Below are 11,259 nucleotides of genomic sequence, written 5' to 3' on the forward strand. Positions count from 1 at the left end.
TGCAGTGCAGACAGTCTTCAAGCATGCGGTCGAGTTAAAAGTGCAGGGCAGTTATATGGACATGCTCAATTACATGAAATCGCTGGAAGGCATGCCGTGGCAGATATTCTGGGGCAATGCCGAGTTTGCCGTGGATGAGTATCCGAATGCCACGCTGACTCTGACCTTGTTCACCTTAAGCCTGGACAAGAAATGGCTCAACCTATGAAGGCATGGATGTCATTGATCGTCTGCGGTAGCGCGCTGGCATGGTTGCCAGCGGCGGCGGCGCAGCAGCTGCAGGATCCGACCCGGCCGCCCAGCATGTTGATGCAAGCCGGCGGGGTGCCCAGTGCGAGCGGCGAACCGGTGCTGCAATCGGTGTTCATTTCGCCGACGCGCAGGGTTGCCATCATCAGTGGCCAGACGGTCAAACTCGGCGATCAGTTTGGCGGCTCGACGCTGGTAAAGATTACTGAAAGCGAAGTGAGTCTGCGCAAAGGCAGCGAGCTGCAAACATTGAAGCTGTTCCCAAACATGGGGAAAAAATTGACGCCTGCTCCCGGTCGTCAACCTTCCCGACAATTGAAGTGAAGAGGTAGGCAAACGTGCGTAAATTACTATTAGCCATATTGGTTATCTCTGTTGCCGGATGTGCAGCGCCGACATCGAAGCGGGCAACCTACGACTTGATGAATGAAGAGATGGACAAGGCAGTCCGGGCTACCGTTCAGCCGGCAAAACAGGATGCGGTTTCCGCCGCCCTGCTGCCACCAATTAACATCGAAATGCCGCAGGCACGGCAACCGCTGGAAGAGCGCTTCAGCCTGGCTTTCAATAATGTGCAAGCCAGTCAGTTCTTCAATTCTATCGTGATAGGAACGCGTTACAACATGCTGGTTCATCCAGAGGTGAGCGGCACGATCTCGGCCAACCTGAAAGACGTGACACTGTTCGAGGCGCTCGATGCCGTGCGCGATCTGTATGGCTACGATTACAAGGTCGAAGGCTCGCGCATCGTCATCAAGCCGCTGACGATGCAAACCAGTGTGTTCCAGGTCAATTACCTGACCGGCAATCGTAAAGGCACATCGGATACGCGTGTGATTTCCGGCTCGGTCAGCGGCAGCAATCAGAATACGTCTAACACTTCATCGGGCAGCAATTCAAGTGGTAATTCCGGCACCACAACCACGGCGATGGAAAGCAGCAAAATCAGTACGACTTCTACCAGCGATTTTTGGTCAGAATTGAAATTTGCGCTCGATGCGATCGTCGGCAACGGCAAGGATGGGCGCAGCGTCGTTATCAGTCCGCAGTCGGGTGTCGTGGTCATCAAGGCGATGCCGGACGAATTGCGCAGCGTTGCCGCGTATCTGAAAGCGACGCAGTTGTCGGTCGATCGTCAGGTGATCCTGGAAGCAAAAATTCTTGAAGTCGAATTGAACGATGGCTTTCAAACCGGCGTCAACTGGTCAGGTTTCAGGACCGGCAGCAGCCGCATATCCGGGGGCTCTATCTCACCCGGCACCGTATTGCAAACTGGCGGCAGCCTTGCTACCGGCGTATCCAGCATCGATTCTGCAGCCAGGACATTTACCGGCGGCGCATTACAGGCTATCGCGGGTCAGGATTTGATCTCCGGCGCCGCCAATCTGGGCAGCATGTTTGGCCTCGCCCTGCAAACCAAGAATTTCGCTGCCCTGATTTCATTCCTGGAAACGCAAGGCAATGTGCATGTGCTGTCGAGCCCGCGTATTGCGACACTGAATAACCAGAAAGCCGTGCTCAAGGTCGGCACCGATGAATTCTTCGTCACCAATGTCAGCAGCAATATCAATACATCGGTGACTGGAACGACGTCTACGCCTAACGTCACGCTGCAACCTTTCTTCTCCGGTGTGGTGCTTGACGTGACGCCGCAGATCGATGACCAGGGCAATATTATCCTGCATATCCATCCTTCGGTCAGTGATGTGCAGACATCCGAGAAAGTCATCAACCTGGGTACCAGTGGCGGCACCCTGACTCTGCCGCTGGCCAAGAGCAATACGTCTGAAACAGACAGCGTGGTGCGCGCGCAGGACGGCAACATCATTGCACTGGGCGGCTTGATGCGGCAGGGAAGTTCATCCGATCGTTCGCAGCTGCCGGGTGTGGGCGATGTGCCGGTGTTGGGCAATCTGTTCCGCAACACCAATCAGACTACGCAAAAGCGCGAACTGGTCATCCTCTTGAAGCCGACCATCATTCACAATCAAAGCAGCTGGTCGCAGGATGTGCTGGATGCACAGGGCCGTCTGCAGAATATGGCGCCGCGCGACAGAGTGCGGGAATAACGGTAAACCAATGTACAAGCATCATTTCGGTTTGCGTGAACTGCCATTTGCAATCACGCCAGACACCAGTTATTTTTTCGCCTGCCCGAATTATCAGCAGGCGCTCAATACCCTGCTGGTCGCAGCGAAAGGCGGCGAGGGATTCATCAAGATTACCGGCGAAGTGGGTACCGGTAAAACGCTGTTATGCCGGAAATTTCTGGCTACACTCGACGACAGCTTTGTCACCGCCTATATCCCCAATCCATATCTTGAACCGCGCAGCTTGATGCTGGCACTGGCCGATGAGCTGGAAATTGCACTCGACAAGGATGTGGACCAGCATCAGTTGCTAAAGGCAATCAACCATCGCCTGCTGGTTCTCGCACGCGACGGCAAGCGCGTGCTCCTGTGTCTCGATGAGGCGCAGGCCATGCCGCTGGAAAGCCTGGAAGCGCTGCGCCTGCTGACCAATCTGGAAACTGAAAAACGCAAGCTCCTGCAAATCGTTTTGTTCGGCCAACCTGAGCTGGATACCAAGTTGCAGCAGGATGCGATCAGGCAGCTCGCGCAACGTATTACCTTTCACTACAGGCTCAGCCCCTTGTCCAGGGATGATCTGGATTTTTATGTGGTGCACAGGCTCAATGTCGCAGGGTTTTCGGGCAGCAGATTGCTGGGGCGCGATGCCATCCGCGCACTGCACACGGCAAGCGGCGGCATTCCGCGCCTGGCCAACATACTCGCGCATAAAGCCATGATGCTGGCTTATGGCGAAGGCAAACAACAAGTGCGCGCCCAGCATATTCGTGCCGCGGCAAAAGATACCGAGGCAGCGCGCAGCAGCTTGCGGCCATGGATGCCATGGCTTGCAGGAGGCGTTTTATTAATTGCCCTAGCCGGCATGGCCTGGACGTATTTGCGATGAGTATCATTAATCAAATGCTGCAGGAGCTGGAGCAACGTCATGCCAATGGCGCAGCGGCTGGCAGCATGGCAGGGCAGGTCAGGGCGGCGCCACAGGTGCGCAGTACGCATGCGGCATGGTGGGTGGCGGCAATCCTGGCAGTGCTGCTGATCGGTTTGCTGGCGTGGCTGTGGTTGCGGCCAGTACCGCTTGCCAAACCGGCGACTATCCAGGCGGTGGCGCCGCCACAACTGGAATTGAAGCTGGCTCCCGATTTGCATGCCTTGCCCGCGCCTGCGGCGCTGGAGACGCCGGCAGCGACATCTGCACCTCCTGTTGCGGCTGCCGTTGAGGCGACGCCTGCCGCACCTGTCGCCGATGCGGCCGAGGCCAGGGCCGTCATCAATGAAGCGGCGGGCAAGATGGACAGCAGCAGGGAAAGCGTCGCCAAGCCAGCGCCTCCTGTCGCGCCGCTTGCAGGCAATAAGCCAGCCGTGGCAAAAAAACAGGGTACCGAAGATACGCGCCCGGCCACGCGCAGCAATGTTGCCGTAGCTGCGCCCGGGCCAGCAGTCGCACCCGAACCGTCTTTAATGCTCGACAAAAAAATCAGGGAACTCACGCCGCAGCAACAGGCAGAAAACGATTATCGCAAGGCGACCGGCCTGGTGCAGCAGGGACGGGTAGCGGAGGCGATCAGTTTGCTGGAGCAAGTGTTGCAGACCGATGCGAAAAATGCAGCTGCGCGCCAGACCTTGATCGCCTTGCTGTTAAACGGCAAGCGGCAGGATGAGGCGGCGCGCCGTGCGCAGGATGGCTTGAATCTGGATCCGAAGCAGGCTGGTTTCGCGATGATACTGGCGCGTTTGCAAATTGAAAAAGGCGAGCAGCAACTGGCAATCGCAACCTTGCAACGCACCTTGCCGCATGCACTGGATCGTCCTGAGTATCAGGCCTTTCTGGCGGCTGTGTTGCAGCGTGAAGGGCAACACAAGGAAGCCGTGGAACAGTACCTTGCTGCGTTGCGCAAGACGCCGCAAAATGGTCTGTGGTGGATGGGGCTGGGGATTTCACTGCAAGCGGATAGCCGTGCTGCAGAAGCGCGTGAAGCCTTTACCCGCGCCAGGGATAGCAATAATCTGTCGCCCGAGTTGCTGGCTTTCGTCGAGCAGAAATTGAAGCAGCTTCCGCGCTGATCCTGCCGTGTGCTTACACGCTTGTTTGCTGCAGGGTCAGTGTCTCTAGTGTCCACGCCTCTGGCGTCATGATGGCGAACAGGCCATCGCGACGGGTTTTCCTGGCGAGCTTCAATAAAGCCTTGTCTTTTGTGATCAATACGTCGGCTTTGATATCGCGCGACAATTCCAGAAATTTCTGATCGTCCTTGTCCTTGCAGATGGGCAGCTTCACAGCGTCTGCATCAGCAGCCGGCATCGGTACGCAACGTATCAGCGCATCGAATTCTGCCGCGACCAGCACGCGCGCTGCATCGTCTATTTTCAGATGCGGATAGCGTAGAACGATGCTCCACTCCATGCGACAATCGTCGCGCGTGACGGCTTCCACCGATCCGCTTTTCAGCGATGCATGCAATAGCGCCCACCGCGGATCGCGGAAAACGAATAAGTCCAGACAGACATTGGTGTCGATTACGATGCGCTTCTGTATCATTTTGAAAATTACTTTGCCCGGATGTAGAAATGCTTATTGTTTTATCGCCTGCCAAAACACTCAATTACGCCACGCCAGTCACGACAAAAATCAGCAGCAAACCTGACTTCATCCCGCGCTCTGCAGAGTTGATTGCAATCCTGCGGGAACTTGCGCCGGACCAGATCGGCAGCCTGATGCATATTTCCGATCAACTGGCGACGCTCAATGCCAATCGTTATGCTGACTGGTCGTCCACATTCACGCTGCAAAATTCCAGGCAGGCGATGCTGGCATTCAATGGCGATGTCTATGCAGGACTGGATGCGGCCAGCCTGAATGCGAAACAACTGGCTTATACCCAGTCGCATGTCCGTATTCTATCCGGCTTGTACGGTTTGCTGCGTCCGCTCGACTTGATGCAGCCGTATCGACTGGAAATGGGCACGCGGCTGGCCAATCCAGCAGGCAAGGATTTGTATGCATACTGGGGCAATACCATCACGGATGCGCTGAACCGGCGTATCGCTGAGGAAAAAGCCGGTGCCCTGATCAATCTGGCATCGGAAGAATACTTCAAGGCTGTCAAGCCTGCATTGCTGGATGTGCCGGTGATCACGCCGGTTTTCCAGGACTGGAAGAACGGCAAGTACAAGGTGATTTCATTCTATGCCAAGCGTGCGCGGGGCATGATGGCGCGTTATGCAGCAGTCAACAGCATCGTCTGCGCCGGCGATCTGAAGGCTTTCAATGTGGATGGTTATGCTTTTGAGCCAGCCTTGTCGGATGAAAAATCCTGGATGTTCAGGCGCCGGATCGAAAATTGACGATAAAAAAGCCTCGCATCGCGAGGCTTTTTTATTCAGCGCAATTACCAGATTTGCCACCAGGGCGTGTCTTTCTTCGGTCCGCCAGAAAAATAAATACTGTTCGGGAAATTGGTTTTCATCACGCGTTCTGCATCATCGCGCAATTCCGGCAGGTTCAATGCTTCATACGTTTTGATCATCAAGTACAATGCGCCTTCGGCTGCCGGTGCGCCCGGATAGTTCTTGACGGCAGATTGCGCGCGGTTGGCTGCCGCCAGATAGGCGCCACGACGGAAATAGTAGTTGGCGACGTGCACATCATACTGCGCCATCGAATTGACCAGGTAAGCAAGACGCGCCGCGGCATCGGGAGCATATTTGCTTTGCGGGAAACGTTCGGTCAACTGCTTGAATGCGTCAAACGCTTCGCGGGCTGCCTTCGGATCGCGTTCGGTAGGATCCTGGCGTGACATGAAGTCGAAAACGCTGACCTTGTCGTTGAAGTTGATCAAGCCGCGCAGGTAATACATATAGTCGACATTCGGATGTTCCGGATGCAGTTTGATGAAACGTTCGACCGCGGCCAGTGCTTGCGGCTGATCGCCCTGGCGATAATAGGCATAGGCAATTTCCATCTGCGCCTGCTGGGCGTAGGTACCGAACGGATAGCGCGATTCAAGCTTCTCGAAGTGGCTGACCGCCTTCTCGAAATTGCCCCCGTTCATTTCTTCACGGGCCTCCGAGTATAATTTGGACGGAGACCAGTTTTTGGTCTCGTCGATTTTGTCGGGTGTGAGGCTGCATGCGGACAACAGCAAGGCAAGAGCGATAGAAGTAAGTTTTAACATTTGTTTTTGCATGAGATTTTGCGAGGATACCGCCAGACAATGATTGATTATAGCCGATGGGACTTGTAGTGAACCCAACTGAAACACCGATTGTAAATAAAACCATGCCAGCCAGCGATTTGGAAGGCATAGATGAAGTCGATGGCGACCTGATCGAGATGCCGCCGATAGAGCTGGATTTAACGCCGGCAGTCTGCGGCGTGCGCCTGGACAAGGTGCTTTCCACCCTTGTCCCACAATACTCCCGCAGCCGCCTGCAGCAATGGATAGACGCCGGCCACGTCAGCGTGGATGGCGAAGTCGCGCGTGCCAAAATGACGATGTACGGCGATGAAAAGGTCGTGATATATCCACAGCCGGCCCCTGAAGATGAGGCGTTCAAGCCGGAAGCGATGGATTTGAGCATAGTCCATGAAGATGCTGCGATCCTGGTGCTGAACAAGCCCGCCGGGCTGGTCGTGCATCCTGCCGCCGGCAACTGGTCAGGCACCTTGCTGAATGGCTTGCTGCATTACATGCCGTCGATTGCAGGTGTGCCGCGCGCCGGCATCGTGCACCGGCTGGACAAGGACACCAGCGGCTTGATGGTGGTGGCAAAAACACTGGTGGCGCATACCGACCTGGTGCGCCAGCTGCAGGCGCGTACCGTCAAGCGTGAATATCTGGCGCTGGTATGGGGTACGCCGAATGTCTCCGGCAAGATAGATGCATCCATCGGCCGCCATGCGCGCGACCGCATCAAAATGGCCGTATCCGAAAACCTGACCGCGAAACCTGCCGTCACGCATTTCCAGCGCCTGGCAACCGGCATGCTGGATGGGCGTCCGGTCAGCCTGATGCTGTGCCAGCTGGAAACCGGGCGCACGCACCAAATCCGCGTGCACATGCAATCGATAGGTTTTGCACTGGTCGGCGATGCGTTATACGGCAAGCAGCATTTGACGACGGTATTCCCGCGTCAGGCCCTGCATGCGCGACGCCTGGGATTGATCCATCCGACCTCCGGCGCAGCCGTCGAGTGGTCGTCCGAGTTGCCGCAAGACTTTGCTGACCTGATCGCCCGTACCGGGATCAAGACTTACTGATCCTGTTTGCATCCTGTCTTGTGACGTTTCACCGCTTGCCACGCTAAAGCCTGCTCATGGAAATGATATTGCCGCAATCAGACATGCAGTTGCCGGGAATAGCTGCGCTGGCAACCACGCGTGCTGGCGGCAGCAGTCCGGCGCCGTATGACGATGGGCGGGGCGGTGGCGGCTTGAACCTCGGTGTGCATGTAGGCGACGCGCTCGATAATGTGCAGCGCAACCGCGCCCAGCTTCGCCTGCATTTGCCGGCCGAGCCAGCGTGGCTGACGCAAGTGCATGGCACGACGGTGCTCGATGCGGCGCAAGTCCATGATGCGCCGGTAGCCGATGCCAGTTTTACTACGCAGCGTGGAGTCGTGTGCGCGATCATGACGGCCGATTGCCTGCCGGTTCTGTTTGCCGATGCGGCCGGTCGCGTCGTGGGTGCGGCCCACGCTGGCTGGCGCGGCCTGGCGGGCGGCATACTGGAAAATACGGTTGCTGCCATGCGCGCAGCAGGCGCGGAAAACCTGCATGCATGGCTGGGCCCGGCTATAGGCTCGGCGCAATTTGAAGTGGGTGACGATGTGTTGCAGGCTTTTGCTGCAAAGGATGCTGCAAAAAATGCTGGAATGAGCACAGCATTCAAGCCGATAGCCGGGCGTCCGGGGAAATACCTGGCCGACATCTATCAACTGGCACGGCAGACACTGGGCAATGCCGGTGTGGTGGCTGTCACGGGCGGTGATTTCTGCACCGTCGGCGAGCCGCAGCGCTTTTACTCATACCGCCGCGATGGCGTCACCGGCCGCATGGCGACCTTGATCTGGTTGAAATAAGCCGCCAGCGATGGGTTGCATCAAACTTCCGGCTTGTGTTCGGCCGCTGTTATCTCCGCCGTTGCATTCTTTTTCATCTCTTCCTGCCGCTGCATTTCCTGCGCCCGACGTTTGCGCTTGCGCTGACCTGTGCCCATCACGTATACAATAATCGACACTGGCAGTGCGCCATAGAAAAAAAAGGTCATGAGGCCTGCGACGATCGATGTTTCGACGATAGCCATCATGAAGACGACATAGATCCAAGCGATGGCGATAATGTACATAAATACCTGAATTCAAATTCAAACCGCAAAGATACTCGAAAAGAGAGTTGTCAGCATGAATAAGCCCGAATCGCCCCAGCCTTTTGCCAACGAAGCCGGCATGGTCATCGATCCAGCCCTGGCGGCAGAATTGCAAAGCGACTATACGCAACAGTTTTCAAGCCTGTGGCAGCAGATGCTGACGGCGCAAGTGCCGCCGGTTGCCGACAAACGCTTTGCCCATGCCGCCTGGCAATCGAGCACCTTGCATGCATTTAACGCGGCGGCGTATTTGCTCAATGCGAAATTCCTGACGGCGATGGCCGATGCGATGCAAATCCCGCCCAAAGCCAAGCAAAAAATCCGCTTTGCAGTAGAGCAAATGGTGAATGCGATGTCGCCGGCCAACTTCCTGTTTTCGAACCCGGAAGCGCAACAGAAAATTGTCGAGACCAAGGGTGAAAGCCTGAGTACGGGCTTGAAGCAGCTGTTTGCCGATATACAAAAAGGCCGTATTTCGCAAAGCGATGAATCGGCCTTCGAAGTCGGCCGCAATGTGGCGATTACCGAAGGTGCGGTAGTTTTTGAAAACGAATTCTTCCAGCTCTTGCAATACAAGCCACTCACACCCACCGTCCATGAACGGCCGCTGCTGCTGGTGCCGCCCTGCATCAATAAATATTACATCCTCGATTTGCAGCCGCATAATTCCTTCGTGCGTTACGCGGTAGAGCAGGGACATACGGTTTTCATGATTTCGTGGCGCAATGCCGATGCCTCGATTGCGGATGCGACATGGGATGACTATATCGAGCAGGGCGTGATCAAGGCGATCGCGGTGGCGCAAGCCATCTCGGCACAGGAAAAAATCAATGTGCTGGGTTTTTGCGTAGGCGGCACGATGCTGACGAATGCACTGGCCCTGCTGGCTGCGCGCGGTGAAAAACCGGTAGCCAGCCTGAGCTTGCTGACGACCTTCCTGGATTTTTCCGATACCGGCATACTCGATGTCTATATAGACGAAGCCAAGGTGAAGGAAACCGAGCAGGCGATCGGGCAGGGCGGCTTGATGAGGGGTCTGGATTTCAATGCGGCGTTTGCCAGTTTGCGTTCGAATGAGTTGATCTGGAATTACGTGACTTCGAATTATCTGAAGGGCGAGTCCCCGGCGCCATTCGACATGTTGTACTGGAATGCAGACAGCACTAATTTGCCGGGGCCGATGTATTGCTGGTATGTGCGCAATACCTATCTGGAAAATAATTTGACGCAGTTGGGCAAGTTCATGCTGGGCGGAAAAAAAATCGATCTGGGCAAGATCGATGCGCCCAGTTTCATTTATGGTTCGCGCGACGATCACATCGTGCCGTGGATGAGCGCATATGCATCGACTGCCATCCTGAACCGCAAGAAGCCGCAGCAAAATCGTTTCGTGCTGGGCGCAGCCGGGCATATCGCCGGCGTCATCAATCCGCCGGGAAAGAACAAGCGGCATTACTGGGTCAACGACGATGCTGCCACGGATGCGCTGTCATGGCTGGCCGGTGCGACTGAAATTGCCGGCAGCTGGTGGCCGGCATGGGCCGATTTCCTGGCCCTGCATGCAGAGAAAAAGATCAAGGCGCCGCGTAAGTTGGGAAATGCGCAATATCAGCCTGCCGAGCCCGCACCCGGCAGTTATGTAAAGGTAAAGGCAAGCTGAATTCTCTGCAGAAGAGCACTGGATATTTTGTTTTCTTGCATTGCGGCAGAAAGACAAAAGCTGGCAGAGCTTGTGTAAACCTTTGTTTTTCCGCACTATAATGGGATTTTGAAGTGAACCTCGTTCGCTTTCTGAGCCGATAGATACAAATGCGTTGCGACGCAACAAGTTGGGATTCACGATGACAAGTACAAAGAAAATCTCCGAGCGTTTAATCAAGAAATATCCGAATCGTCGCCTCTACGATACGCAAACCAGTTCCTACATCACGCTAGCCGATGTCAAGCAGCTGGTGCTGGACAATGAACAGTTTTCTGTGGTCGATGCGAAGACCGATGAAGATCTGACGCGCAGCATACTGCTGCAGATCATTCTGGAAGAAGAGTCGAATGGCTCGCCGATGTTTTCCAGCGCCGCCTTGTCGCAAATCATTCGCTACTATGGCCATGCGATGCAGGGCATGATGGGTTCGTATCTGGAAAAGAATATCCAGGCTTTCATCGATATCCAGAACAAGCTGACGGAAAACTCGAAAGGCCTGTACGAAGGCAAGCCGTTCAGTCCGGAAATGTGGGCGCAGTTCATGAATGTGCAAGGGCCGATGATGCAGGGGATGATGAGCAACTACATCGAGCAAAGCAAAAGCCTGTTCGTGCAGATGCAGGAGCAGATGCAGACCCAGTCGAAGAACATGTTCGGTGCTTTTCCTTTCGCGCCACCAGCTACGCCTGGCGATAAAAACAACAAGTAAAACAGGATGTAGCAGCGTCCGGCCCCAAGCGCCACGTCAAGTGGCAGGCGGGCCGGGCAAAAGGGTACAATAGCGACTTCGTTTCAACCCCACGCTTTTTACCTGCCCCCGCTATGACCAATGCTCTTCAAGCAACACCAAAAA

The 11,259-nt window shown here is 55.5% G+C and carries 12 protein-coding genes and 1 pseudogene; 10 read left to right on the forward strand and 3 right to left on the reverse strand.

Annotation, left to right across the window (positions count from 1 at the left end; all coding sequences use genetic code 11):
• The 5 genes and pseudogenes from Q7T06_RS04060 to Q7T06_RS04080 all read left to right on the forward strand — a co-directional run.
• Positions 1–208, forward strand: a pseudogene (locus Q7T06_RS04060) (MSHA biogenesis protein MshJ); the annotation flags it as partial.
• Entirely contained in the window at positions 193–573 is a 381-nt protein-coding gene (locus Q7T06_RS04065; protein ID WP_304780602.1) for an MSHA biogenesis protein MshK, read from the forward strand. The pseudogene Q7T06_RS04060 and the gene Q7T06_RS04065, both read left to right, overlap by 16 nt.
• A gap of 14 nt (positions 574–587) precedes the next feature.
• A complete protein-coding gene (mshL, locus tag Q7T06_RS04070) occupies positions 588–2,318 on the forward strand; it encodes a pilus (MSHA type) biogenesis protein MshL (protein WP_304780605.1) in 1,731 nt (576 codons plus the stop codon).
• Between the two features lie 10 nt (positions 2,319–2,328).
• The gene (locus Q7T06_RS04075; RefSeq protein ID WP_304780608.1) at positions 2,329–3,225 is read left to right on the forward strand and encodes an ExeA family protein; all 897 of its coding nucleotides are present in this window, start codon (positions 2,329–2,331) and stop codon (positions 3,223–3,225) included.
• Complete coding sequence (locus Q7T06_RS04080) at positions 3,222–4,400, forward strand: lipopolysaccharide assembly protein LapB (protein ID WP_304780611.1); 1,179 nt, start codon at positions 3,222–3,224, stop codon at positions 4,398–4,400. The genes Q7T06_RS04075 and Q7T06_RS04080 overlap by 4 nt, the downstream gene beginning before the upstream one ends.
• Before the next feature lie 13 nt (positions 4,401–4,413).
• Here the strand turns inward: Q7T06_RS04080 and Q7T06_RS04085 are convergent, their stop codons facing one another.
• A complete protein-coding gene (locus Q7T06_RS04085; protein ID WP_304780614.1) occupies positions 4,414–4,875 on the reverse strand; it encodes a putative toxin-antitoxin system toxin component, PIN family in 462 nt (153 codons plus the stop codon).
• A 29-nt stretch (positions 4,876–4,904) separates the two neighbouring features.
• Here Q7T06_RS04085 and yaaA point away from each other — a divergent pair, with 29 nt between their 5' ends.
• Positions 4,905–5,681: a peroxide stress protein YaaA gene (gene yaaA / locus Q7T06_RS04090; protein ID WP_304780619.1), complete on the forward strand. Its 777-nt coding sequence runs from the start codon at positions 4,905–4,907 to the stop codon at positions 5,679–5,681.
• Positions 5,682–5,725: 44 nt separating this feature from the next.
• Here yaaA and Q7T06_RS04095 read toward each other — a convergent pair whose 3' ends face one another.
• Positions 5,726–6,523 carry an outer membrane protein assembly factor BamD gene (locus tag Q7T06_RS04095; protein ID WP_304780622.1) on the reverse strand — a complete coding sequence of 266 codons (798 nt, stop codon included), beginning with the start codon at positions 6,521–6,523 and terminating at the stop codon, positions 5,726–5,728.
• A gap of 44 nt (positions 6,524–6,567) precedes the next feature.
• Here Q7T06_RS04095 and Q7T06_RS04100 point away from each other — a divergent pair, with 44 nt between their 5' ends.
• Positions 6,568–7,596, forward strand: a complete 1,029-nt coding sequence (locus tag Q7T06_RS04100; protein ID WP_370652338.1) for an RluA family pseudouridine synthase — start codon at positions 6,568–6,570, stop codon at positions 7,594–7,596.
• 56 nt (positions 7,597–7,652) lie between these two features.
• A complete protein-coding gene (gene pgeF, locus Q7T06_RS04105; RefSeq protein ID WP_304780625.1) occupies positions 7,653–8,417 on the forward strand; it encodes a peptidoglycan editing factor PgeF in 765 nt (254 codons plus the stop codon).
• A gap of 20 nt (positions 8,418–8,437) precedes the next feature.
• On the opposite strand, the gene Q7T06_RS04110 is transcribed toward pgeF, so the two are convergent.
• Positions 8,438–8,683 carry a hypothetical protein gene (locus Q7T06_RS04110; protein ID WP_304780628.1) on the reverse strand — a complete coding sequence of 82 codons (246 nt, stop codon included), beginning with the start codon at positions 8,681–8,683 and terminating at the stop codon, positions 8,438–8,440.
• A gap of 55 nt (positions 8,684–8,738) precedes the next feature.
• Here Q7T06_RS04110 and phaC point away from each other — a divergent pair, with 55 nt between their 5' ends.
• Positions 8,739–10,364, forward strand: coding sequence for a class I poly(R)-hydroxyalkanoic acid synthase (phaC, locus tag Q7T06_RS04115; protein WP_304780632.1), 1,626 nt, complete (start codon positions 8,739–8,741; stop codon positions 10,362–10,364).
• 181 nt (positions 10,365–10,545) lie between these two features.
• Positions 10,546–11,115: a polyhydroxyalkanoate synthesis repressor PhaR gene (phaR, locus tag Q7T06_RS04120; protein ID WP_304780636.1), complete on the forward strand. Its 570-nt coding sequence runs from the start codon at positions 10,546–10,548 to the stop codon at positions 11,113–11,115.
• Positions 11,116–11,259: the final 144 nt, after the last annotated feature.

This window comes from Herminiimonas sp. (assembly GCF_030645555.1).
Taxonomy (GTDB): Bacteria; Pseudomonadota; Gammaproteobacteria; order Burkholderiales; family Burkholderiaceae_D; genus Oxalicibacterium.